Source organism: Vibrio sp. 1159, from assembly GCF_033340395.1.
Classification (GTDB): Bacteria; Pseudomonadota; Gammaproteobacteria; order Enterobacterales; family Vibrionaceae; genus Vibrio; species Vibrio alginolyticus.
In genome coordinates this window covers 223498-247402 of the sequence record NZ_JAWOWL010000002.1, presented here as the reverse complement: position 1 = coordinate 247402, position 23905 = coordinate 223498, and the positions used below count along the sequence as shown (strand labels likewise).

General features: G+C 46.0%; 21 protein-coding genes and 1 pseudogene. 8 read left to right on the top strand and 14 right to left on the bottom strand.

The genetic code is table 11. From position 1 onward, the window contains the following. Window positions 1-8 precede the first annotated feature (8 nt). Both R7127_RS02855 and R7127_RS02850 read right to left on the bottom strand, forming a co-directional pair. A pseudogene (locus R7127_RS02855) lies at window positions 9-1091 on the bottom strand (efflux RND transporter periplasmic adaptor subunit). Window positions 1092-1195: 104 nt separating this feature from the next. Beyond that, entirely contained in the window at window positions 1196-2077 is an 882-nt protein-coding gene (locus R7127_RS02850; RefSeq protein ID WP_033906320.1) for a LysR family transcriptional regulator, read from the bottom strand. A 112-nt stretch (window positions 2078-2189) separates the two neighbouring features. Here R7127_RS02850 and R7127_RS02845 point away from each other — a divergent pair, with 112 nt between their 5' ends. Then, on the top strand, window positions 2190-2549 hold the full coding sequence (locus tag R7127_RS02845; protein WP_017819807.1) for a DUF6559 family protein: 360 nt from the start codon (window positions 2190-2192) through the stop codon (window positions 2547-2549). Between the two features lie 137 nt (window positions 2550-2686). Next, window positions 2687-3721 carry an ABC transporter substrate-binding protein gene (locus R7127_RS02840; RefSeq protein WP_064369399.1) on the top strand — a complete coding sequence of 345 codons (1035 nt, stop codon included), beginning with the start codon at window positions 2687-2689 and terminating at the stop codon, window positions 3719-3721. A 106-nt stretch (window positions 3722-3827) separates the two neighbouring features. Here the strand turns inward: R7127_RS02840 and tyrS are convergent, their stop codons facing one another. From tyrS to ppsA, 4 genes are all read right to left on the bottom strand, one after another. Then, entirely contained in the window at window positions 3828-5087 is a 1260-nt protein-coding gene (gene tyrS, locus R7127_RS02835) for a tyrosine--tRNA ligase (protein ID WP_262584294.1), read from the bottom strand. 82 nt (window positions 5088-5169) lie between these two features. Continuing rightward, complete coding sequence (locus R7127_RS02830) at window positions 5170-5976, bottom strand: response regulator transcription factor (protein ID WP_021707696.1); 807 nt, start codon at window positions 5974-5976, stop codon at window positions 5170-5172. 193 nt (window positions 5977-6169) lie between these two features. Beyond that, window positions 6170-6949 (bottom strand): hypothetical protein, encoded by a 780-nt coding sequence (locus R7127_RS02825; protein ID WP_005373824.1) that lies wholly within the window; start codon window positions 6947-6949, stop codon window positions 6170-6172. A gap of 170 nt (window positions 6950-7119) precedes the next feature. After that, window positions 7120-9492, bottom strand: a complete 2373-nt coding sequence (gene ppsA, locus R7127_RS02820) for a phosphoenolpyruvate synthase (RefSeq protein ID WP_005373822.1) — start codon at window positions 9490-9492, stop codon at window positions 7120-7122. Between the two features lie 251 nt (window positions 9493-9743). Here ppsA and R7127_RS02815 point away from each other — a divergent pair, with 251 nt between their 5' ends. After that, window positions 9744-10580, top strand: a complete 837-nt coding sequence (locus R7127_RS02815; RefSeq protein ID WP_005373820.1) for a pyruvate, water dikinase regulatory protein — start codon at window positions 9744-9746, stop codon at window positions 10578-10580. Between the two features lie 76 nt (window positions 10581-10656). On the opposite strand, the gene ansB is transcribed toward R7127_RS02815, so the two are convergent. Together ansB and R7127_RS02805 are read right to left on the bottom strand one after the other, a co-directional pair. Further along, window positions 10657-11721, bottom strand: a complete 1065-nt coding sequence (gene ansB, locus R7127_RS02810; RefSeq protein WP_042523261.1) for an L-asparaginase 2 — start codon at window positions 11719-11721, stop codon at window positions 10657-10659. A 371-nt stretch (window positions 11722-12092) separates the two neighbouring features. Next, a complete protein-coding gene (locus R7127_RS02805; protein ID WP_005373814.1) occupies window positions 12093-13349 on the bottom strand; it encodes an adenylosuccinate synthase in 1257 nt (418 codons plus the stop codon). 105 nt (window positions 13350-13454) lie between these two features. Between R7127_RS02805 and R7127_RS02800 the strand changes: the two genes are divergently transcribed. From R7127_RS02800 to R7127_RS02790, 3 genes are all read left to right on the top strand, one after another. Next, complete coding sequence (locus tag R7127_RS02800; protein WP_005373812.1) at window positions 13455-14324, top strand: LysR family transcriptional regulator; 870 nt, start codon at window positions 13455-13457, stop codon at window positions 14322-14324. 19 nt (window positions 14325-14343) lie between these two features. Then, window positions 14344-14736 carry a ribosome recycling factor family protein gene (locus R7127_RS02795; protein ID WP_017819813.1) on the top strand — a complete coding sequence of 131 codons (393 nt, stop codon included), beginning with the start codon at window positions 14344-14346 and terminating at the stop codon, window positions 14734-14736. A gap of 77 nt (window positions 14737-14813) precedes the next feature. Then, complete coding sequence (locus R7127_RS02790) at window positions 14814-15428, top strand: LysE family translocator (RefSeq protein ID WP_017633575.1); 615 nt, start codon at window positions 14814-14816, stop codon at window positions 15426-15428. 93 nt (window positions 15429-15521) lie between these two features. Here the strand turns inward: R7127_RS02790 and R7127_RS02785 are convergent, their stop codons facing one another. The 6 genes from R7127_RS02785 to doeA form a co-directional block, all read right to left on the bottom strand. After that, complete coding sequence (locus tag R7127_RS02785) at window positions 15522-16043, bottom strand: DUF2058 domain-containing protein (RefSeq protein ID WP_054574550.1); 522 nt, start codon at window positions 16041-16043, stop codon at window positions 15522-15524. A gap of 172 nt (window positions 16044-16215) precedes the next feature. Then, window positions 16216-17619 (bottom strand): aspartate aminotransferase family protein, encoded by a 1404-nt coding sequence (locus R7127_RS02780; protein ID WP_318141781.1) that lies wholly within the window; start codon window positions 17617-17619, stop codon window positions 16216-16218. 41 nt (window positions 17620-17660) lie between these two features. Beyond that, window positions 17661-19181 (bottom strand): NAD-dependent succinate-semialdehyde dehydrogenase, encoded by a 1521-nt coding sequence (locus R7127_RS02775; protein ID WP_104980449.1) that lies wholly within the window; start codon window positions 19179-19181, stop codon window positions 17661-17663. Window positions 19182-19336: 155 nt separating this feature from the next. Further along, on the bottom strand, window positions 19337-19816 hold the full coding sequence (locus tag R7127_RS02770) for an Lrp/AsnC family transcriptional regulator (RefSeq protein WP_053349313.1): 480 nt from the start codon (window positions 19814-19816) through the stop codon (window positions 19337-19339). A gap of 124 nt (window positions 19817-19940) precedes the next feature. Beyond that, entirely contained in the window at window positions 19941-20948 is a 1008-nt protein-coding gene (gene doeB / locus R7127_RS02765; RefSeq protein WP_005373782.1) for a N(2)-acetyl-L-2,4-diaminobutanoate deacetylase DoeB, read from the bottom strand. 54 nt (window positions 20949-21002) lie between these two features. Beyond that, on the bottom strand, window positions 21003-22190 hold the full coding sequence (gene doeA, locus R7127_RS02760) for an ectoine hydrolase DoeA (RefSeq protein ID WP_005373780.1): 1188 nt from the start codon (window positions 22188-22190) through the stop codon (window positions 21003-21005). 271 nt (window positions 22191-22461) lie between these two features. On the opposite strand from doeA, the gene R7127_RS02755 reads away from it, so the two are divergent. Together R7127_RS02755 and R7127_RS02750 are read left to right on the top strand one after the other, a co-directional pair. Next, a complete protein-coding gene (locus R7127_RS02755) occupies window positions 22462-23037 on the top strand; it encodes a GntR family transcriptional regulator (RefSeq protein ID WP_236716936.1) in 576 nt (191 codons plus the stop codon). Between the two features lie 90 nt (window positions 23038-23127). Beyond that, on the top strand, window positions 23128-23895 hold the full coding sequence (locus R7127_RS02750; protein WP_238796078.1) for a PLP-dependent aminotransferase family protein: 768 nt from the start codon (window positions 23128-23130) through the stop codon (window positions 23893-23895). The last annotated feature ends 10 nt before the right edge of the window (window positions 23896-23905 follow it).

Below are 23905 nucleotides of genomic sequence, written 5' to 3'. Positions count from 1 at the left end.
ATTCGCACCTACAACGTCTTGATGGTCAGGTTTGGGGCGGCATCGCCCTCGCTCAGATAATGGCTACCGCTGATCACCACATAATCGCCTTGCTCAAAACTTCCGGTCACACACGCTTGGTATGCGTCGATAGAGTCAAGATTGACAGGCTCTGAATGAATAACCGCATCACGAACCACATTCACGTGCAGAGTCTGTTTCTCACCCAAAATTGCAGAGTAAGGAAAGCAATGGCTTGAGTGACTGGTGTTGAGCGCGGTATTTACTGTGACTGCTTTACCGTTGAATAGCGCACTGGAAATCGAATCGATGTCTAGCGTGACGGTATAGGTTTGTTTGAGCAGGTGCTTCTTCGGCGCGATTTCTGCCACGGTTGCTCGGTAGGATTGCTCCGAATCATACCAAGTCAACGATGCTGGCTGACCTAGTGCGAATTGCGCAATCATATTTTCCGGTACGTCGATGTCGACTTCCCAACTGCCTTCTTGCTGAATTGACACAACACTGCCGCCCGGCAAGGTTTGTTCATGTGGATCAACAGAAACGTCGGCAACAATGCCAGTGAATGGTGCACGTAGAGTGGTGTAACGTAGGGCATCTTTTGCACGTTGGATGTTTTTCTCAACCACTTTGACGGCAGAGAGGCTACGTTCGTAGCTGCTGATGGCTCGGTCTAAGTTTACGCTGGCAATGGCATCATCAGAAGTCGCTTGTTTTACGCGCTTTAACTCGGCTTTCGCGAGTTTGTGGGCTGATTGTGCTTCTAACATGCGTGCTTGTAATTCTTCTAGTGAGACTTGGTAGTCGTGCTTGTCCAGCATGGCAATGACTTGGCCTTTTTCTACCAAGCTGCCTTTATTTACGAACACGCTTTCCACGGTGCCGGGTACACGAAAAGAGAGTGAGGCGGTTTCTTTTGCTTTTACGATCCCGCTGAATGATTTGTTGAGTTATTCATTCCTTTCGTTGACTTCAATCACTTGAACGGGTCTGGATGCGCTTGGCTCCTCAACCTGAGGTTGGGCTTGATTACAGCCGAGTAGAGAGAGCGCGATAGTGCTCAGCGCAGCGATTTTGATTTGATGATTCATAAGATGGCTCCATAATTTCGGCGCCATCTTATAATTCACAGATGTTCAGATAATCATGCGTGCGCATGATTCAATGTCACAAATTTTATGACAATAAATGCAAACTACAAAAGTTTTGGGATTTTATTGCACAAATGTTCAATAAGTAACCGGCTAGCTTGGTTCAGCGTTTTCGGTTGAGGATAGAGTAACCACCCCATTTCTTCCGTGACAGCATATTGAGACAATACTTGCACCAATGCACCGGATTCGAGCTCATTTTTTACCAACAGTTTTGGGATATAGCTGATGCCGCGGTCAAGCACTGTGGAGCTTTTAATAAAGCCGATGTTGTTGGAAATGAGTTTTGGTTTGAGCGCTACGTTTTGTTCCTGAAAATGCCAAAGGTTGTCGACATTGCCATTTGGCCAACGAAAACAAATGCACTGATGATCGCTCAACTCTTCTAATGTGGCGGGCGTGCCGTGAGTTTGAAGATAGTTCGGTGAGGCAACGACACATCGGTCTAGCGTTAAGATCTTTCTCGCGACAATGTCTGAGTCAAACAGCATGCCGCCGTGCAGCGCGATGTCCAACCCTTGCTGAAACATATCAATAAAGCCATTGTTGATATTGCGAATGTCGAGTTCAACCTGCGGGTATTGATCCTGAAATTCAAACAAAATGGGTTGAAGATGTTCATAGGTTTCTGGCAGAAGGCCAAGTTTGATTTTGCCGCTGACCTCGATGTTTTCGTTACTGGCTTGCTGGTTTGCCGAATCAAGCAAGGTGAGTACTTTTTGCAGATCTTGGTAGTAGGCATCGCCTTTGTTTGTCAGCGAAAGGCTGCGAGTGGTGCGGTGAAAAAGTTGCGTTCCGAGGTAACGTTCCAGTTCTCCAATGCGTCGACTAACATTTGCTCGTGGCAAGTCCAAAGCATTGGCTGCCGCTGTAAAGCTGCCAAGTTGGACGACTTTGGTGAACAGTTTTAGATCGTCAATTTTCACTCTTGAACTCCATACTCTTTGAGCGCCGTGCTAAACCCTGACACTCTAGAGTATTGATGTGTGGTATACAAAACTTATTATTAATTATCAAAATATAAATAAGGACTTCAACATGTTGAGATTTATACAACGTCGCCGCATTAAGAAAGTGATTAAACTAATGAGTACCAGATTGGTGGTGGGATACGGCAGTCGTGAGTACTTTTCGGTTGGTCAGGTAAAGACGAGCACCAGCGAGTTAAGCGCGTGCCAACAAAAAATTGCGTTAGCATTATATGCGGATCCGCAAGATCTTGATTTGGAAAATCAACCAGAGTTGCAAGCAATACGCTCAGACGTGGCGCATGATTTCTTTTCTGGTGCCGATTATACCGCTCAAGATGTGCTTAATTTACTCGGCTCTGGTGGCTGGAAAGGCGGTCGAATGGAAGATGGAATGTCTCATCATTTTGGTATGCACAGTCGCTATTAAAAACATGCGTTAATTTTATAAATTCGATAAATATTTTTGCTGTTAAAGATTAATTAAATTTTCTTTCAATTGGGTAACAATTACCTAATTATGCACCCGAATCCCAGCGCGTCGCTGGACTGGTTGGATTGCATACCATGAAATTAATCATCAAAGGATTGGGGCTGAGTGCTCTTGTGCTCAGCATGTTTGCTCATGCAGATAGCAAAACGTTGAACGTTTATGCATGGGGTGGCTATTTGCCGGAATCATCGTTAAAAGCGTTTGAAAAACAAGAAGGCGTTACGATTAATTATTCGACCTTTGAGAATAATGAATCAATGTACACCAAGCTAAAATTGCTAAAAGGTTCTGGCTACGATGTGGTTTTTGCTTCTGCGTACTTCATTGAAAAAATGGGGCGAGAAGGGCTGCTTTCGAAAATAGATCACGCTCAAGTGCCAAACATGCAAGACACAATGGACGGTTTACTTGGCCAAGCGCACGATCCGAAAAATGATTACTCGCTGCCTTATATTTGGGGCATTACCGGGATCAGCTACAACGAATCCATGGTTGAGCAACCAGTGACCAAATGGGCAGACTTATGGGAGTCTCAATACGAACAACAAGTCATGCTGATTGATGACGTTCGCGATGTGTTCGGTATGGCGCTGAAGAAAAATGGCCATAGCGTGAACACAAAAGACGAAGCAGAAATCGAGCAGGCTTTTGATTCTCTAGTCGCGCTGAAAAACAACGTATTACTGTACAACTCAGATGCGCCGCAAGTCCCTTACGTGTCCGGTGAAACATCGGTCGGCATGCAATGGAACGGCAACGCATTCCAAGGACAGGTTGAAATGCCTGAGCTGAAGTTCGTGATGCCGGAAGAGGGCGCGGTATTGTGGATGGACAACTTCACTATTCCGTCTGGCAGTAAAAACAAAGCATTGGCGCATAAATTTATTAACTTCATGTACCAATCAGAGAACCAAGCGGAAATCGTGACCAGTTTGGGTTATGCGTCGGCAACGAACGCTGGGCGTGACAAATTGCCAGAAGAGTTGAAAAATAACCGTACTATTTTCCCTTCATCAGAAGACATGAAAAAAGGCGAGTTTATTAATGATGTTGGCGCAGAAACGTTAGCGATTTACGAAAAGTACTGGCAACGTTTAAGAACGCAATAAGCAACGTCTTTGCCTATTGTTAGGCTTAAAATCGTTCAAATTTGGATTCCCCTCATCACGAAAGTGGTGAGGGGAATTTTTTATAGGCTTTGTACTGCGAGTGTTGCTACGCGGCACGCTTTACGAGGCAGAAGTGCTTTTTACCGCGTTGCAGTAACCAATATTGATCAAACAGTGGGAAGCTTAAACTCGGGTTATCAGCCGCCACTTTTTCACCGTTTACACTGATGGCGTTGTTGCTGATGTGTTCGCGTGCAACACGCTTCGAACTTGCTAAACCCGACTCAATCAACAGCTCAACCAAATCTTGCTGTGCGCTCTCAATGCTTGGTAAACCATCCAACTCCAATTGTTTTAATTCACCCAAACTCAGTTGTTGCACATTACCGCTGAATAAAGCTTGAGTGATGCGCTCGGCACTGGCGAGGCCGTCTTCGCCATGAACAAATCGCGTCATTTCTTCAGCGAGAATACGTTGTGCTTGTGGCTTGCTTTGGCTTGCTTGGTCTTGCGCTTCAATGCTGGCAATTTCTTCGCAGCTCAAGAACGTGTAGTAACGCAGGAAGTGGTAAACGTCGGCGTCTTCTGCGCCAAGCCAGAACTGGTAGAACGCGTAAGGAGAGGTCTTGCTAGGATCTAGCCACACTGCGCCGCCTTCGGTTTTGCCAAATTTGGTGCCATCGGATTTGGTGATCAGCGGCAGAGTTAAGCCAAATACTTGCTCACCATTTTGACGGCGAGTTAAATCGATCCCGCTGACGATGTTTCCCCATTGGTCATTGCCACCGATTTGCAAACGGCAACCGTATCGACGGTTTAGCTCGGCAAAATCGTACGATTGCAGTAGGGCGTAGCTAAATTCGGTGAAGGAGATACCTTGGTCAGGTCGTTGCAGGCGTTGTTTTACCGATTCTCGGTTGACCATAGTATTGATCGAGAAGTGCTTACCCACATCGCGAAAGAAGTCGATCACATTGATCGCTTTCATCCAGTCAGCATTGTTCACCATGATCATCGGCTTGGTCAGTTGGTGGTTCATCAACTGCTGAATTTGATTAGAAAGATCGTTAACCCAGCCTGAGACGATTTCCTCTGAGTTCAGACTGCGCTCAGTCGCTTTAAAGCTTGGGTCACCAATCATGCCCGTTGCACCGCCAATCAAGGCAACAGCTTGGTGTCCGGCATCTTGAAAGCGCTTAAGCATAATCAAAGGCACGAGGTGGCCGATATGTAAGCTGCCAGCTGTAGGATCGAAGCCGCAGTAAACGGTTTGTGGCTGTGAGAGAAGTGTCTGAATTTCTTCCAAATCGCTGGCTTGTGCAATCAAGCCGCGATCTTGTAAATCTTGCAGTAATGGTGTCGTCATTCTTTTTGTCTGTTTTAGTGGTTGTTACATTCAGACTAAAACGCGACACCTTTTCTCGATATATCCCTTAAGGGACAGTTTTTTATCTTGAATGGAGAATTAGGTGATTGAGGAAAAGCTGGAATAACTCACTCAATGAAGACACATTTAATTGCGAGTAAATTCGCTTTCGATGATTTTTGACCGTGCCTTGAACTAAGTGTAACCGCGCGGCAATTTCTTTGGTGTCAAACCCTTGAGCGAGAAGCGAAGCCACCTCTTGTTCGCGACGGGTGAGTGATTCTACGCCAAACGTTGCTAAAGCTTGCTCAATGGCTAATCGCATACTGCCAGAATAAGCACTCTGTGCAAAAACAGGCTCAGAAAAGGTAAATTCCGTTTGTTTCCAATGCTGCTGACAAAGCGACTGAATTATCGGGAAATAGGGCTTTAGCTTATTGATTTGTTGCTGAGAAAAGTATTTTCCATCAGTCATATATCCGAAGTACAGCATGACCCAACGGCCAGATTCAACTTCGACTAGCATGCTAAGTTCGTCTTTCCACCCTGTTTGATGATAGAACTGCTCGCAGTATGAGGTGAAGTCAACGCCTTTACGCGCCACGTCTTTGAGCGTAAATACGCCTTGTTGCTTTGTCTCGTTTAGTTTGAGAAAAAAAGGGTCATTTTGAAATGAGTCAGTAAGGTAGCGTTGAAAAAGTAACTCTCGCTCGTTCTCAATTGAGTCGTAGAGATAAATAGGATGTTTACCTTCTCGGTAACCTAAAATAACTGCGCAATCAAAATGAAAAAGAGTGCGAATGACACGCATAAGTTTAGGAGTAAAGTTAGGCGTGTTAAGAGCAGAAATTGCTTCTGCTAGCAGATTATTAAAGTTATTGTCAGGCATGGGATACCGAATTGCAGGTGGTTTTGCGCAAGCATAACCAAAAGCAATCCAACGAGAAAGGGAAGTCGCCATCTTCTGGTGACTTCCATAGAGAAAGTTGCGTAAGTGCTCAGTTTTGAGGAATCATAGCCCCGTTAACTTATTGATAAGGGTGCATAACAACGGTTTTATTTAAGCGATTAGTTGCTATGCATTACTGCGAGTTAGTGAGCTCTTCGTTAACCCAATATTTAGAACCAGACACGTTAGCATCGATGAGCAAACCTTTAGCGTTCAACTGATAGACGGCGACGCCGCTGTTAAATTGTTTTGAAAGTTGCTCTGAATCTTCGCCCGCAACAGCAGAGGCTTCACTTGTGGCCTCCCATCCTTCGTTGACGAACGTATCAAAGTCTTCTTTGCTCTCAAACAGAACCACTTGTTGGTAAAATTTGCCGCCAGCCCCAAGTGCAACGCCCAAACCAAACATATTCATATAAGTGCGTTCTTCTGTTTCCTTATTCACTGCGACTCCTGACCCTGAGTTGGTGTGAAACAGCAAAGATAATTTACGAGAATCAAAGACCGCGTATCCGTACGCGTTGTCGTAAATAGCTTTTGCCTCCGGCTTTTCATTAAATAACTTGAGCAAAGCGCTATCTGCCATTAAGTCCACGGCTTGGCGAGCTTCTTCTGGCGTATCGCCTTCCATCAGCTCATCAATTTTTTTGTCGGCAGCATCTATCCATTCTTTGCTTTTCTCGATGCTGGCTTCTGTCCATTCGCCTGCGGTATTGATCGCTTCCTCGGACCAATTCGTGAAATCTTGCCACGCTTGTTTTGAAAACGCTTTGGTGTCGTCCCAAGCATCTTGGGCAGTATCAGAAACTGCGTCGCCAAGCTCAGACATTTTATTGGAAATTTCATCCCAATCGGCATAAGCAGGGGATGCCAGGAGCATCAATGTAGTAAGGAGTGCGATAGGCTTTTTCATCAAATTCTCTCTGGAGTTATCGATATACCATTCATTTTAGGTCATCAGACTTTGATAATGAAATTGACTAAATGACGAACTTGAGAGAGGAATCACGAACTGATTGTGAAATGACGTGTGAATAACAAAGCCCTCACAAGGGGAGTGTGAGGGCTAGAGTTTATCGTGTGTTACTTGCTGCTAACTTTACCGAGTTTTAACCAAGTATCGATAACCGTATCTGGGTTTAGTGATACAGAGCTAATACCTTGATCCATTAGCCATTCCGCTAGGTCGTCGTGGTCTGATGGGCCTTGACCACAAATACCAACGTATTTGCCTGCTTTTGTTGCCGCATCAATCGCCATCTGAAGCATCACCTTAACCGCTGGGTTGCGCTCATCAAATAGATGTGCAACATCGCCAGAGTCACGATCAAGTCCAAGCGTTAGCTGAGTCATGTCGTTTGAGCCAATCGAGAAGCCATCAAAGTACTTCAAGAACTCATCGGCAAGGACCGCGTTGGATGGCAGTTCGCACATCATGATGACTTTAAGACCCTGATCGCCACGGCGCAGATCAAACTTCGCTAGCAAATCAATCACTGATGCTGCTTCGCTTGGTGTACGCACAAATGGGATCATGATTTCAACGTTTTTCAGACCCATTTCGTTACGAACGCGTTTGATTGCTTGAGTTTCTAGCTCGAAGCAGTCTTCAAACACTGGAGAAATGTAACGAGACGCGCCACGGAAGCCAAGCATTGGGTTTTCTTCATGCGGTTCGTATGCTTTACCGCCAACCAAGTTGCTGTATTCGTTAGACTTAAAGTCAGACATACGAACAATAACACGTTTCGGCCAAAATGCCGCAGCAATGGTTGCGATACCTTCTGTCAGCTTGCTTACGTAGAAATCGATAGGATCTTTGTAACCACGAATACGCTGAGTGATTTCTGCTTTTAGCTCATCGCTTTGTGCATCAAAGTTAAGTAATGCTTTCGGGTGGATACCAATCATCTTATTGATGATGAATTCAAGACGAGCAAGACCAACACCTTCATTTGGAATTTGTGCGAAGTCAAACGCACGATCAGGGTTACCCACGTTCATCATCACTTTTGTTGGTAGCAGTGGCAGTTCATCAACAGAAGAGCGTTTTACATCAAATTCAAGTTCACCTTGGTAAACGTAGCCCGTTTCACCTTCAGAACAAGATACGGTCACGGTTGCGCCATCGGTTAACTTGCTTGTCGCATCGCCACAGCCAACGATTGCAGGAATACCAAGCTCACGAGCGATGATGGCAGCGTGGCAAGTACGGCCACCACGGTTGGTTACGATTGCAGATGCTTTTTTCATCACTGGTTCCCAATCTGGGTCAGTCATGTCTGTAACTAGCACGTCACCTTCTTGGACTAAAGACATTTGGTCCAGAGAGTCAACCAAGCGAACCACGCCTTTACCGATGCGCTGACCGATTGCACGACCTTCAACCAAAACATCCGCTTTGTTTTGTAGCTCGTAGCGCTCAATCACGTTTTGTTCCGTTTGTGAACATACGGTTTCAGGACGCGCTTGAACAATGTACAGCTTGCCATCAATGCCATCTTTTGCCCATTCAATGTCCATTGGACGCTGATAGTGCTTTTCGATGATCATTGCTTGTTTTGCGAGCTCTTTAATCTCGTCGTCGTTCAATGAGAACGTGTTGCGCTCTTCATCAGAAGTATCAACGATATCAACTTGTTTGCCGATTTCTTGGTTATCTGAGTAGATCATTTTGATCAACTTAGAACCAAATGTTTTCTTAACGATCGGGTGCTCACCTGCTTCAAGCATTGGCTTATGAACGTAGAATTCATCAGGGTTTACTGCGCCTTGAACGACCATTTCACCTAGGCCCCATGAAGAGGTGATGAAGACAACTTGGTCGAAACCCGATTCAGTGTCTAGTGTAAACATAACACCCGACGAGGCTTTATCTGAACGCACCATACGTTGGATACCCGCAGATAGCGAGATACCACGGTGGTCGAACCCTTGGTGAACGCGGTAAGAAATCGCGCGGTCGTTAAATAGAGAAGCGTAAACGTGCTTAGTTGCTTCTAGTACTGCGTCGATGCCTTTCACGTTCAAAAACGTTTCTTGCTGACCAGCAAAAGAAGCATCAGGTAGGTCTTCTGCCGTAGCAGATGAACGAACTGCGACTGAAAGCTCAGGATTGCCTTCGATCAGTTCTTGGTAGTTTTCACGAATTTCTTGTTCAAGGTCGGCAGGGAAAGGGGCCTCTAATACCCATTGACGAATGTTTGCACCTGTCTTACGCAGAGCTTCTACATCTTCAACGTCTAGTTCATCGAGTAATTGGTGAATACGCTCATCCAAACCTTCGTGGTCAAGGAATTGGTTAAACGCGTATGAGGTTGTCGCAAAACCATTTGGTACAGAAACGCCTGCGTTTGCTAGGTTAGAAACCATTTCGCCAAGTGAAGCATTCTTACCGCCGACTTTGTCGACATCATCCATGGATAGGCCATTGAACCAGAGGGTGTTCTTTTGCATGTCTTTCTCCAGAAACATTGCAGCTTAGTAGGGGGACTTAAATCGATCTAAACAAACGCATGTTGGCTGTTATTACACGTTGACCATACATTGCTTCATTTAGATTGATATCAAAGGCAAACGATTACGTTCTGGCTGAAAAAAATTCAAAAGAATTTTTAAAGCTGTGGTGAACCTAACTGAAAGCCAAACTGATTTATTAATATTATGTGTACCATCCTACTCAAAAGATTTTGAAAAATTAAACAGAAATGCAAATAAATAACCAAAGTCGTGATGTGTTCTATGTTTCTGACGGTACGGCGATAACATGTGAGACATTAGGGCATGTTGTTCTCGGTCAATTTCCGTTCATTCCTAACGAAAAAACCTTTCCGTTTGTAGAAAGCCAGGACAAAGCTACTGACGTAGTCAAAGAAATTGAAACTTCCTACCAGCGCAATGGCGTCAAACCTCTGGTCTTTTTCTCAATTGTCGTTCCAGAAGTACGTGAAATGCTGCTTGAAGCGCCGGCATACAGTTACGATGTATTGGAGAGTATTGTGCAGAAAGTGCAAGACGACATTCAGATGGCACCAAAGCCTAAGTTGCAGCGTTCTCGCAGCGTGGGGAAAGATTCCGACACCTATTTTGACCGTATTGCGGCCATTGAATACACATTGGCGCATGATGATGGCATTACGCTAAAAGGGTTGGAGCAAGCTGATATTATCTTACTTGGCGTGTCGCGCAGTGGGAAAACGCCGACTAGCTTGTATATGGCGATGCAATTTGGTTTACGTGTTGTGAACTATCCGTTCATTGCGGAAGATGTGAAGATGATGCGTTTGTTGCCTGAATTTGAGATCCATCGTCATAAGTTGTTTGGGCTGACGATCGATCCCGAGCGCTTGACTGAAATCCGTGAGAATCGTTTGTCTGGAAGTGATTACGCTAGCACAGAGCAGTGCAAGCTGGAGCTAGACACTGTTGAGGCTTTGTTTAGAAGAGAGGCGATCCCATATATCAATACGTCCTCTCTGTCTGTTGAGGAAATTACTACGCGTATTCTGGAAAAAGCAGGAATGAAGCGTCGCTTGTTTGGCTAACAAGAGACGCTCATGTCGCCATGTGTAAGAGGAGGTAAGGTGTGTACCTCCTCTATCGAATGAACCTTAGACAGAATTAATAGTATTGGAACATCTTTTGGATGTCTTGATAGTTTTTGGTCTGAGTTAGTGACAGCATCAGTAAGATACGTGCTTTTTGTGGGTTCAATGTACCAGCGGCAACAAAGCCGTATTTTTCGTCATCAATTTCAGCATCCAAAGTGGTTGAGCCGCTAGGCGTTCGGGAGCTTCTTACAACAACAACGCCATCTTTACTCGCTTTCTCTAGCTCATCAAACACAGTGTGGTACAAGTTACCATTACCGACACCAGCACTTACGATGCCGTCAAACTTCGCATCCACAAAGGCTTTCACTGGCAAATTGGAGGCATTTGCATAGTTATAAACAATACCGACCTTAGGCAACTTAGTAAGCTTTGATACATCGAATGGGGTTTCTGTCGTATGTTTACGCTCTGGGCTTCGTTGATATTTGGCATCGCTATTATGAATGTAGCCGATAGCACCAAAGTTGGGTGACTGGAAAGTGCTGACGGAGGTTGTATTGGTTTTTGTCACATCTCGCGCATCGAAAATCGTGTCATTCATTGCGACTAGCACGCCACGTCCTTCTGAATCTTCATCGGTGGCTGTTACGACTGCATTGTATAAGTTGACTGGTCCATCAGCACTCATTGCGGTGGAAGGACGCATTGCACCAACGATCACGACAGGCTTTTTGCTCTTGACGGTCAGATCAAGGAAGTAAGCGGTTTCCTCTAACGTATCCGTACCATGAGTAATGACGATGCCGTCAACATCATCTTGATCGAGTAGCTCATTAACTCTTTTCGATAATTTTAGCCACACTTCATCATTCATATCTTGTGAGCCGATACTGACCACTTGCTCTCCAGAAATATCGGCAATGTTGGTCATACTCGGCACCGCAGAAATCAATGATTCAACGCCGACTTTACCTGCTGTGTAGTTTGACTCGGTTGCAGATTGACCTGCGCCTGCTATGGTGCCGCCAGTGGCAAGAATTTTAATGTTCGGAAGATCGGATTGCGCGAAAGACAAAGAACTAAGGCACAAACCAAGGGTTATCGTACTGAGGCGGAAAAGATTTTTCGTCATGGGAATCACCTGCTGTTAGGTTGGATGTTGGGGAACTCATCTATCCTAAAAACAGCGGGTTAGATTTTTTGAGTACTAGTTCAACAAATTGCAGATGAAGATCGTGATCAACTAATCACTTAAAGAATATCAAATCAACCAGTTAACCTAATTGACGTGCTTCTTTAACAAGTGAGATGTGCTAGTAACGTGCACAACGTGTTAAGTCCTATAATTTATTGATTTATAAATAGAAGGAGGTAGGAGTCTCGTGATGAGGTTATTAAACATGAATTTAGCCGTGCAATTTTCCAAAGTTTACAGTGTAAAAAAAAGCGGCTTTACCCCGGAACAGATAAAAGCCGCTTGCCAATGATGTGTTAATTCACATCTTATCGCATAATCATTTGTTCACGACCAGGACCCACAGACACCATTTTTACTGGTACGCCCATGAGTTCCTCAATGCGTAGAACGTATTTCTGTGCTGCTACTGGAAGCTCTTCAAACTTACGACAACCTGTGATGTCCTCGCTCCAGCTTTCCATCTTCTCGTAGATTGGCGCAAGAGAGGCAGTTTGAGGCCAGATTGGGTTTTCGCTGTGGTCGCCTTCGTAGCCAACACAGATTTTCAGATCGTTAAGGCCAGTCAAACAGTCTACTTTCGTTAGTGCAATTTCAGTTGCGGCTTGCAGTTCAACGCCATTTTTCGTAGCGACTGCGTCGAAGTAGCCCATGTCGCGTGGACGACCCGTAGTTGCACCGAACTCGCCAGCAAGTTCGCGGAAAGCGTCTTGCTCTTCCATTGCAGTGATCAACGTACCAGTACCCACTGATGAGCTGAAGGCTTTTGCAACCGCAATAACGCGTTCAGGACGAAGTGCCGGAAGGCCACTACCGATACCCGCGTACATTGATACAACGTTAGAAGATGTTGTCCAAGGGTACTCACCGTAAACAAGGTCACGACCCGCGCCAAGCTGCGCTTCGAACAATAGAGTTTTGTCTTTCGCTTGTAGTTCTTTTAGAGGAAGCGTTACGTTGCAAATTGAATCGCGCCAAGGTGCAGAGACTTCTAGCAGCCAGTTCGCCAGTTCTTCAGCGGTTTGTTCAAACTCGAACGTCGGGTAAAGTGCACGCAGTTGCGGCAGTTTCCAATCCATCATGAATTGAAGGCGTTCAACCAATACTTCTGGTTGCTTCAACCAACCAACTAGGATGCCTTTCTTCATTACGCGGTCACCGTACGCAGGTGCAATACCTTGGCGAGTTGAACCGTATGCTTTGTCGCCTAAACGTTGTTCTTCTAGCGTATCTTCTAGTGCATGTAGAGGTAGACACAGTGTTGCGCGATCAGAGATGCACATATTCACTTTTACGCCCGCTTCTTCAACTTCCGCAATCTCCTGAGACAGCAACGCAGGGCTGATAACCATACCCGGACCTAACACTGCCAAACAGTCTGGGTTGAATACGCCACTTGGAAGCTGGTGCAGCTTGAACGTACCTAGGTCGTTAACCACGGTGTGACCCGCGTTGTTACCACCTTGGAAACGAATGCTCGCAGAAGCTTGCTCTGCCAAAAAGTCAACGATGCGGCCTTTGCCTTCATCACCCCAGTTTGCACCCACAACAACGATAGACGACATAATTTAATCTCCAAAAACAGATGCAAAAATCTTAAGGTGTTCGCCATAATAAGAGAAATTAATTATACTCATTAACTTGATAAGAATTTCATATCGGAATTGGCAATGTTAGATTTGAACTGGCTGCGAACCTTCGTAACTCTTGCAGAGGTAAAACATTTCGGCAAAACAGCGACGGAACTGCACATGACGCAGCCGAACGTAAGTTTGCATATCAAGCAGTTGGAGCAAGCCACGCGCACGAAATTGATTGAGCGAAATCCCGTGCAGTTGACGCAAGCGGGGAAGCGTTTGTTAGCTACGGCGCAGCGGATGCTCAATGAGCTGCAAATTTGTCAGTCAGATCTCAATGCCATCAACGATCTTACGCAGGGGACGCTTTCTATTGCGGCGAGCGATATTGTTTCACGTTTACTGCTTATCAAACCATTTCAGCAATTCAAAAGTGAATATCCGGGGATCGACTTGGCATTGTTCAACACCACATCTTCTCAAGCGGTGGATTTGGTGAAAAGTGCGCGTGCCGATATCGGCTTTGTTATCGCACAAAAAGAGAGTCAACCGCTGCATTTTACGCCTCTCACGCAGATTCACTGGTGTGCGTTTGGCGATAACATTTTTGAGTGGCAAGACAATCGAAAAGAGAGCCAGACGCTGATCCTGCTAGGGCACGATACTCGAACCCGAGAGCTGATTGATGCGTCTTTACCTGAACTAAATCTGCCTAAGCATCGCGTGATGGAAGTGGGCAGTGTGGAAGCACAAATCGACTGGGCGGAAGCGGGGTTTGGGACTGCTATTGTGCCGGATTTCTCGCTCGATCCGAGATTAAAGCTTTCTCGTGAAGTTACGCCTTTGCCAAGTTTTCCAAACACTGATTTCGGCTACATCGTGCGTCAAAATCAGGTGTTATCCAAAGCGGCAAAACAGTTGTTGGCTTGGGTTGGCGAGAATGTGTCGGTGGTTGAGGGCTAAGGCGATGAAAGAAAAGGCCATGAAAGAGACGAAGATTACGATTTCGCTCCCATCCTTGATTCACCGTATTGGGGGCGACCATGCCAAGCGAGCGAAAACACTCGCAGCAGAAAAACAGTGCGATCTTAAGCGAATTAGACGATCTCGTCACTGGCAAATCTCGGGCGAGGCTTTGGATGTAAAAGCGTTTTTAGAGCATCTCAAAAACGAAGAAGCAGAGACGATGCGATTTGCGATCAACAAAATCGAACAAGCTCTACTTGCTCACCAAGACAAATTGGAACCTTTGGACGTGAAGTTGATACGTTTGGTGAGACAAAACCCAAACATCACCTTAGCGGAGCTGATGGCTGAAACGAACTGCACGTTAGTTCAAGCTCGCACGGCACGATTTGATGCTGAGTTGCTTTAAGATCGGTTTGTGGTTTACTCACTTTATTAACAGATGTTAGGGTACCGATCAATATCACTCACTAAGACCATTTTATTATGGATATTTGGCAGCTTCTCCTTTTTATTCCTGCTTGCTTCGCTCTAAATATGGCTCCAGGCCCAAACAATTTATTGGCAATGAATAATGCGCGTTGTTACGGCTTTAGGGCCGCGTTTACGGCCAGTTTAGGCAGAATTGCCGCTTTTTCAGCAATGATTGCGTTGTCTGCATCAGGTCTGGCTGTGATTTTGTATACGTCAGAAATGCTATTTTTGGCAATAAAGCTGGTAGGGGCGCTGTATCTACTGTGGATTGCGTTCAACCTTTGGCGTTCAGAGTCCAGTCCGATCTCTGACTTGGACAATTCGCGCAATTACGCAGGACTTGCGAAGCAAGAATTTACGCTTGCTGCTGGCAACCCGAAAGCGATTCTTATTTTTACTGCATTCTTGCCGCAATTTGTTGATGCCAATGCCAACGTTCAAGAGCAGTTTTTTGCCCTTGGCTCGACGTTTTTGATATTAGAAATGGTCGCCATTTCAATCTATGCCATCTTTGGTTTGTACTTGAGACACTGGTTTTCAAATCCAAAAATGGCGAAACGTTTCAATCGCGGATGTTCGTTGTTTTTAGCTGCATCAGGTGCGAATTTGCTTCTAAGTAAGCAATAACAAAACATCATCTCTGTAGATTATTTTTCTATAAAAAAAGCCGCTGATGTTACATTAGCGGCTCTTTTCGTTGATGTATCGATTAATTTATTGTTACCACATCAAATCGTCAGGCACGACGAAATCTGCGTATGGATCGTCTTCTGCTGGAATGTCCGATTCAGGTTCTTTTTGTTCGATGATTACGGACTCATCACGTTGAGTAATTTTATTCGCTACTCCACGTGGAATGACAACATAGCTTTCACCAACAATTGCGATTGCCAAAATACCTTTGATCAACTGCTCGCGGATAAGTGAATCTACATAAAGTGATTTCACTAGCGTACCGTGAGTGAAGTTGTATTTGATGTCGCCATCTTTTAAGTCGATCTTGTTCATCTCAATCAATTGATTGATCTGCGCTTTGATCTCTTTATTTAATCGCTCAGCATTTTGTTGCTCGCTCAATTGTTTATCACGCTCTAACTGTTGGCGTTTATTCTCTTCAACCGCCGCTTTTACTTCGCGTGCTTGAACGCGTGATTTTTTAGAGCCTTTCTTCGCTTTCTTTAGTTTCTTTTCATTAACTAAGCCAGCTTTCAGCATTTGTTCTTGAAGGGTAAGTTTTGCCATGTTTTATCCAGTTAGTGCGCAATTTTGGGCATTTTACCCACTATTGCCACTTGTAGTAAATAATAGTGCTTTCTATGGGTCTAAAATGTTTGGTTGGCTTGTTGTCTCTTTAATGGAAAGTGCAAAGCGGGCCTTCTCCAAAGCCCGCGAGCATTACTGAAATCTAGGTGGGTTATGGTTGCCACTGTTTAGATGTGACGAGGTTATCCATCACTTTGTTTACCGCTTGATGCGCTTTGTCGACAATGGTGTCTATATCGTTGCGATTCGCGATAAGCGGTGGAGCAAAACCGAGGATGTCACCATGTGGCATAGCGCGAGCGATTAAGCCTTGCTCTAAACAGGCCGCCGCGATTTGCGGGCCTACTTTCAAGTTTGGATCAAAGTGTGCTCGGCGAAGCTTGTCTGAAGAAAACTCCAACGCATGCAACAAGCCAACGCCACGAGTATCACCGACTAATGGATGATCGTTAAACGTCTCTGCCATACGTTGCTGCAAGTAAGCGCCGACTTCGGCCGCGTTTTGCACTAAGCCTTCACGTTCAATGATATCGAGGTTGCAGTTCGCGGCTGCCGCTCCCATTGGGTGACCAGAGTAGGTATAACCGTGTCCGATAGCGCCCCATTGGTCGGTGCCGTTTTCTAGCACACTCCAAACTCGTTCACCGACGATCACGCCAGACAGCGGTTGATACGCTGAGGTTAACCCTTTCGCTACCGTGATGAGATCTGGTTTCATGTCGTAGTGGAGTGAGCCAAAATCGGAGCCGAGGCGACCAAAGCCACACACCACTTCATCCGCAATCAAGAGTACATCGTATTTGTCGAGTACTTTGCGAATCGCCTGCCAGTACCCTGCTGGTGGTGACACAATACCGCCAGTACCGAGCACTGGTTCCGCAATCATTGCTGCTACCGTTTCTGGGCCTTCTTCCAAGATCATCGCTTCGAGTTGATCTGCGCAATATTGAGAGAATTCAAGCTCAGACATACTCTCGTCTTCACGGCGATAATAATATGGCGCGATGGTGTGTTTGATACGCTCAAGTGGTAAATCAAAATGGGCGTGGAACAACGGTAAACCTGTCATTGAACCGGACGCGATACTTGAACCATGGTAGCCGCGGTCACGCGAAATGATTTTTTTCTTCTCTGGTAGACCACGAGCATTGTTGTAATACCACACCAACTTAAGTTGAGTTTCGTTCGCGTCGCTGCCTGACATGCCGTAGTAAACTTTGCTCATGCCTTCAGGCGCCATTTTGATGATGCGATCTGACAGTGTCACGAGCGCTTCGTTCGTATGGCCGACGTACGTGTGGTAGTACGCCAGTTCTTTGGCTTGTTCATAAATCGCATCGGCCATTTCAGTCCTGCCATAGCCAATGTTCACACAATACAACCCGGCAAAGCCGTCTATCAGCTCGATGCCTTCTGAATCGGTGATGCGTATTCCGCTTCCGCTCGAGATAATTCTTCCCGAAAGCTCCCCGGCCGCATACTGCTTCAGGTGGGTTGAGGCATGAAATACTCTCTGACGATCGATCTCTAAAAGTTGTTGGGTTTTGTTACTCATGATCCTTCTCCTCGAATAATTGGATATCCATATTTCGTGCCTCAACTGCCACTGACGGTTGGTAAAGCGCCTAAGCAGCAGTATTTGATTTCGCTGTATTCTTCAAATCCGTGACGGCTTCCTTCTCGTCCAAGACCAGACTGTTTCACGCCGCCGAATGGGATAGGGTGCCCTGTCATTTTAACGGAGTTCACGCTCACCATGCCAAACTCCAAACCGCGCATGCAGTGCCAAATTTGGTGAATATCGTGACCATAAACATAGGCAGCTAAGCCGTACTCAGTGTCGTTGCTCATTTCAATCACGGTATCTAAGTCTTGGTAAGGCAATACGCCTGCCACAGGACAAAAGTTCTCTTCGCGATACACCGCCATTTCAGGGGTTACATCGGCTAGCAATGTCGGCGCGAAGAAGTTTTCGCCTGGTACGGGCTGGTGGTATCCCGCTACCAATCGCGCGCCTTTGTCGAGCGCGTCACGCACCAAATCATGCGCTTTATCCACCGCAGTGCGATTAATAAGCGGTCCCATGGTGGTTTTTTCATCTAAGCCATTGCCCAAAACGATGTGGCTCATTTCTTTGGCAAACGCTTCCAAAAACGCTTCGTACTTATCGTCAGGGACGAAAATACGGTTTGCGGCCAAGCAGTCTTGTCCTGCGGTTTGAAACTTCGCATCCACGGCGGCTTTGGCTGCTTGCTCGACATCCATATCTGGCAGCACGATGAAAGGGGCGTTACCACCGAGTTCCATACTGCACTTCTTCACGGTTTGTGCCGCGTCGCGTAGCAATAGTTTGCCTACTCGAGTTGAGCCTGTGAACGAGAGCGCTTTGACTTTATCGGAGTGACACAAGGTTTGTGACACCATCACCGCATCGCCAGTGATCACGTTAAACACACCAGGTGGAAAGCCAGCTCGATCTGCTAACTCTGCCAACGCTAACGCAGAAAAAGGCGTTTCACTGGCTGGCTTAATGAGCACCGGACAGCCTATTGCTAGTGCGGCTGCGGCTTTGCGTGTGATCATGGCATTAGGAAAGTTCCATGGCGTAATCAGTGCTGCGACACCAATTGGCTCGCGCACCGTTGATAGCTGCGCATTCGGAATATGACTTGGGATGGTTTCGCCATAACAGCGGCGTGCTTCTTCGGCAAACCAACGAACAAAGGATGCGCCGTAGTCAATCTCACCTACAGCATCACCTAGTGTTTTTCCTTGCTCCATCACCATCAAATGAGCAAGGTCTTGCTTTGATTCTAGAATCAGGTCGTGCCAACGCATGAGAATTTCAGCGCGCTCTTCTGCTTGCATTTTTCGCCATTGACGAAAGGCTTGGTCGGCTTCATCAATCGCTTGATAGAGTTGTTGCTGAGATAGCTTAGTGATGTAACCGATGACCGTGCCATCTGCTGGATTATTCACCGGATGAAATTGATCACCACTTACCCATTTGCCATTCACGTACGCTAAACCTCTCACCAAACGTACGTCTTTCATTATCGCCATCATGTCGTGCGAGGCTTTTAATTCTTCAGCGTGTAAGCTGTGCAGTGCTGCCATGAGTCCTTCTCCCAGCATCGTTGTCCATAATGAAACTGTAATGGAGAAGTGACCGAAATAATTTCTGATACCGAGGTTTAAAACGTCAGAACTTTCTTTTTAGTGCCGTTAAATATGGTGTTTTTTCTGTTCACGCCTGATACGCATTTTCCCTTTTATAACAAAGCGTTTTGGTTTACTTCGAATGTGCCCGCATCACGTTTGATTGTTTTTGTCACAATGTAAGTAAAGTAGCGCTCAATGCCCACATCTGAGTCTAACCAGTTGTCGATAAGCCGCTGATATTGGTCGATATCTTCTGACTGAATTTTAAGGATGTAATCGACACCACCGCCCGTGGCATAGCAATCAGTGACTTCTTGTGAATGTTGAACCAGTTGCTCGAAGCGTTTGAACGCTTGGGCGTTGTGTTCTTTGAGCGTAACTTCAACCATAACTGACGTTCGTTTGAACAAAATATCGGTATTTACTTTTGCTCCGTAACCTTCAATGATGCCTGCTTCTTCCAGTTTTTTGACACGCTCCCAGCAAGGGCTCACGGATAGGTTGATGGCCTCGGCAAGGTGAGATTTGGTGATACGACCATTATCATGAAGTATTTGTAGAATTTTTACGTCGTAGCGATCGAGGCGCATTATGAGTCTCCCTGTTGAATACTAATCATTTCATGAAAGGCTGATGACTGGTCGCTGTTATAAGTTGCTTTCCAGTTTGCTTCTGGTATGCCATTTGTTTTGATTTCTTTAGTTGGTTTTTCAATCAGCCTATCTCGCCGCAGTCTTCGGCTATAACTGCGATAGTGTCACCGATATTCACCATAGCAGGAAAACGACGCGCCGCGAAAATACCATTGCGCTGTGACTTGTACTCAACGGGGGCGGTACCTGTGCGCTCGGTCGAGAAGATTCTCACTAATACATCGCCCTTTTTGACGGTATCGCCAAGATCAAATAAGTATTCTGTGATGCCGTGGTGTTGGCTTTGCACATAACAACTTGCATCAGGCATATCTAATAACTTAGTTGGTTGGGTTGGTTGTTCGTAGTCACCGGGCAAGTTGCCTGAGAAGCGTAAGAAGTTGCGAATGCCACGGTCGGAATAAGCGATGGTTTCTGGAGTGCTGGTTCCGCCTCCTCTTAGTTCGGTGGTAACAAAGATTTTTCCCTGAGACTCCACGGCAGTGTCATACAGGCTGGTGGCGTCCATTTCGAGCAAGATCATGGTGTAAGGTGCGCCAAACAGTTTTGCACCTAATATGCAGGCTTCTTCTTGATCGAGATTGTCGAGACGATGGGCAGCGGCGAACGGAACGATATCTAACGTTTTACCACCTGAGTGAATGTCTAACGCAAAATCGCACTTAGGAACTAGGTAACGAGTAAAATAATCCGCAATTTTCTCGGTCACTGTGCCTATGGGGTTGCCGGGAAAGCTGCGATTTAAATTCCCCTTATCGATAAACGACGTACGTGAGGCATTTTGTACCGCAGGTAAGTTCATCATGGGTACAATAATGACACGACCTTGGATTTGATCTGCCTGAAGCGAGTTCGTCAATTTTAGCAGGCTGGTGATGCCTTCGTATTCGTCTCCGTGATTACCGCCAGTAAGCAGTGCGGTTGGTCCGTGACCATTTTTGATCACGGTGATAGGTATCATAATACTTCCCCAAGCGGAGTCGTCATGTGAATAGGGCAGCGTTAAAAAGCCGTGCTGTACACCTTCTCGGTCAAAGTCTATGGTGGCTGTGATCGAGCTTTTTTGCATATCAAGTCCTTTTAGTTCTCAGACCTAGCTCAACAGAGCCTGAGGTTTGAAAAATTAGTGTTTAACAAATAAGTGGCGTGGAAAGTCACACAGCGTTTTTGCTCCATCATGGGTAATGACGATACTTTCCGTTGTTTCTAACCCCCAATCTTTGAACCACAGCCCCGGCATAAAATGGAATGTCATGCCTTCTCTCAAGATGGTTTTATCGGTGTCTCGCAAACTCATGGTTCGTTCCCCCCAATCTGGTGGGTAGCTCAAACCTATTGGATAGCCACAACGGGCGCCTTCGCGTGAGAATCCCGCTTTATCGAGAACCTGGTTTAGTGCATTGGCGATGTCGGCGCAGGTATTTCCGGGCTTTGCCACTTTCAAGCCCGCTTCAAGTCCTAGAGTTAGGGCTTCGTCGGCTCGTTTAAACTTGTCGTCAGGCTCGCCAAGAAAAATAGTGCGTGAGAGTGGGCAATGGTAACGGCGGTGCGCCCCTGCGATTTCAAAAAACGTCCCTTCGCCTTTCTTGAAGGGTCTGTCATCCCAAGTCAGGTGAGGTGCGGAAGCATCAGAACCTGATGGCAAAAGCGGCACAATCGCGGTGTAATCGCCAAAGTGGTCTTCATGCCCGAGCACGGCTTGGCGGTTAATCTCGGCAACAAGGTGGTGTTTCGGTAATCCTGGTTCAATCATGTCGAACGCGACACGGTGCATATTTTCAACAATGCGAGCGGCACGGTACATGTACGCCAGTTCTTGATCGGATTTAACGGCGCGGCACCAGTTGACTAGTCCAGTTGCATCGAGAAGTTGAGCATTCGGTAGGTGCGTGGTGAGTGATTCGTAAGCGGTGGCGCTAAAGTAATAGTTATCTTTTTCTACACCGATGCGACCACGATCCCAAAGGCGCGGAGCCAGTACGGCTTCGACCAGGAAATCCATCGGGTGTAGCGGCGGATTCATTACATAATGGTCTGGATAGTAGGTGATGTTTTCTGCCGACATATACGCAGTCCTGTATGCTCCGTTGGCATCTTGGCAGCGTCCAAACCAAACTGGCTCATCAGATGGACCAACAACGACACATTGTGGCACGTAAAAAGACCACCCATCATAGCCTGTCAGCCACGCCATGTTAGAAGGGTCATGAATGATAAGGACATCCAATTCTCTTTCTTCCATCGATTGCCGAACTTTCGTTAACCGATCCTGGAACTCATCCAGTGTAAAATGCAAAGCAACGCCTCTCATATTTTCTCCTTGTTAGAAATCCGACGCCTTATGGGCCTTCGGAGACGCTGAGGTATTTCTACCTTCTACCAGCTAGCCAGATCTGCGTTAAAAATGATTGCAATTTACCTCTGGGGTTGTATTTGGATTAAACGATGCTGTTTAACATGTTTGTTTAACCCATACATTTCATGTCAATCATTACAATTGTGGTTTATTTTTGTGCATTTCACCTCGTTTTGTGAGTTAAAGTTCGCCATTTGTTAAATGGAAGTTACAATGAGCGTTAAAAATGAATCAATTAAAATATTGTGTCATGACAGTTTCTTTGAACCCGATCATTCGGCCAGGCACCGCTAAATACATCTCCATTGGTAACTATCTTGTCGAATGTGTCCGCAGTGGTTATCTAAAACCGGGGACTCGATTACCCACACATCGTGAGTTTGCAGAACAAATTGGCGTCAGCGTACAAACGGTGAGCCATGCATATGGTTATGCAGAGAAAAAAGGGGCGATCGAGTCTTGGGTTGGGAATGGTACTTTTGTCAAATCAGGTTTTGTGGATGAAAGTACGGACACGGAGTTCATGCTGACACAAGAGATGAAAGAAACGCCGGATGAAATTGATATGTCGATTGCACATCCAGTGGTGACCGATCGCCACATTACGCTTTTTAATCAGGCGTTAATGGAGATTGCTGGGCAAACAAACAATCGTGGTTTGATCAGTAAAGCAAAGCCGGTAACAGGTCAGCCTCATCATATTGAGTCAGGAGCACGATTTCTAAGTAGCCAAGGGCTGGATGTGGGTGCCGATCAAATATTACTCACAAATGGTGCATGCCATGGTTTAACGTTGGCTTAAAGCACAGTTGTTGAACACGGTGATTTAGTTGCTTGTGGTCACTTGGTTGATCATGGCTTGATCTCTCGCTCGAGAATGCTTGGATTTAAGTTGCAACCACTTGAAATGGATGAGTTTGGTATAACGCCGGATGCATTTGAATGGGCATGTAAACACAAACCAATCAAGGTATTGTGTTGCACACCGAGCATGGCTAACCCGACTAGTGCGCATATGGATGTTGAACGCCGAGAGGCGATAGCGAATATTGCGCAGCAATACGACATCTATGTCATTGAAGATGACGTGTATGGAGCACTAGAACCTAACCGTGTCCCACCCCTTGCCACATTGTTACCCGAACAAGCTTTCTATGTCACCAGTTTAACCAAAGTCGTAGCGCCAGGCATGCGCACTGGCTATCTGACGGTCCCACGTCATTTTTTGCAGCACGCGATTGGTCGTTTAGCAGCAACGAGTTGGTCTGCGACTCCATTACCATTTGAAGTTGCTCATTTGTGGATCGAGAACAGTACGTTAAATCGACTTATTCGCTTTCAAGTCAATGAGTTTGCTAAACGACAGCGAATAGCAAAAGCCGCTTTAGAAGGGCATGTTTATAGCTCGCACCCGAATGGACAGCACATTTGGTTGAGACTACCCGAGCAGTGGAATAGCGATGACCTGGTTGCTTCGGCTAAGCGTTCAGGGGTGCAGATTACGGGATACAAACCGTTTGTTCTCGATACTAATCAGCCAATGCCTTACGTGCGAATCAGTTTGGGAGTAGAGACTAATCGAGGCTACATCAAACACGGGTTATCTGTGATTGCTGAAATTCTCGATACCAACCCTCCCACCTCACACTTTTTGGTCTGAGCGATAGGTT

Coding starts and splice junctions, on each gene's coding strand:
- R7127_RS02815 (WP_005373820.1), top strand. CDS start 9,744: ATGCAAATAAATAACCAAAGTCGTGATGTGTTCTATGTTTCTGACGGT.
- doeA (WP_005373780.1), bottom strand. CDS start 22,190: ATGAGAGGCGTTGCTTTGCATTTTACACTGGATGAGTTCCAGGATCGG.
- R7127_RS02840 (WP_064369399.1), top strand. CDS start 2,687: ATGAAATTAATCATCAAAGGATTGGGGCTGAGTGCTCTTGTGCTCAGC.
- R7127_RS02805 (WP_005373814.1), bottom strand. CDS start 13,349: ATGTCGTCTATCGTTGTTGTGGGTGCAAACTGGGGTGATGAAGGCAAA.
- R7127_RS02785 (WP_054574550.1), bottom strand. CDS start 16,043: ATGGCAAAACTTACCCTTCAAGAACAAATGCTGAAAGCTGGCTTAGTT.
- R7127_RS02790 (WP_017633575.1), top strand. CDS start 14,814: ATGGATATTTGGCAGCTTCTCCTTTTTATTCCTGCTTGCTTCGCTCTA.
- R7127_RS02845 (WP_017819807.1), top strand. CDS start 2,190: ATGTTGAGATTTATACAACGTCGCCGCATTAAGAAAGTGATTAAACTA.
- R7127_RS02830 (WP_021707696.1), bottom strand. CDS start 5,976: ATGCCTGACAATAACTTTAATAATCTGCTAGCAGAAGCAATTTCTGCT.
- ppsA (WP_005373822.1), bottom strand. CDS start 9,492: ATGCAAAAGAACACCCTCTGGTTCAATGGCCTATCCATGGATGATGTC.
- tyrS (WP_262584294.1), bottom strand. CDS start 5,087: ATGACGACACCATTACTGCAAGATTTACAAGATCGCGGCTTGATTGCA.
- R7127_RS02800 (WP_005373812.1), top strand. CDS start 13,455: ATGTTAGATTTGAACTGGCTGCGAACCTTCGTAACTCTTGCAGAGGTA.
- R7127_RS02795 (WP_017819813.1), top strand. CDS start 14,344: ATGAAAGAGACGAAGATTACGATTTCGCTCCCATCCTTGATTCACCGT.
- R7127_RS02775 (WP_104980449.1), bottom strand. CDS start 19,181: ATGGCAGCACTGCACAGCTTACACGCTGAAGAATTAAAAGCCTCGCAC.
- ansB (WP_042523261.1), bottom strand. CDS start 11,721: ATGACGAAAAATCTTTTCCGCCTCAGTACGATAACCCTTGGTTTGTGC.
- R7127_RS02755 (WP_236716936.1), top strand. CDS start 22,462: ATGAATCAATTAAAATATTGTGTCATGACAGTTTCTTTGAACCCGATC.
- R7127_RS02780 (WP_318141781.1), bottom strand. CDS start 17,619: ATGAGTAACAAAACCCAACAACTTTTAGAGATCGATCGTCAGAGAGTA.
- R7127_RS02770 (WP_053349313.1), bottom strand. CDS start 19,816: ATGCGCCTCGATCGCTACGACGTAAAAATTCTACAAATACTTCATGAT.
- R7127_RS02825 (WP_005373824.1), bottom strand. CDS start 6,949: ATGAAAAAGCCTATCGCACTCCTTACTACATTGATGCTCCTGGCATCC.
- doeB (WP_005373782.1), bottom strand. CDS start 20,948: ATGCAAAAAAGCTCGATCACAGCCACCATAGACTTTGACCGAGAAGGT.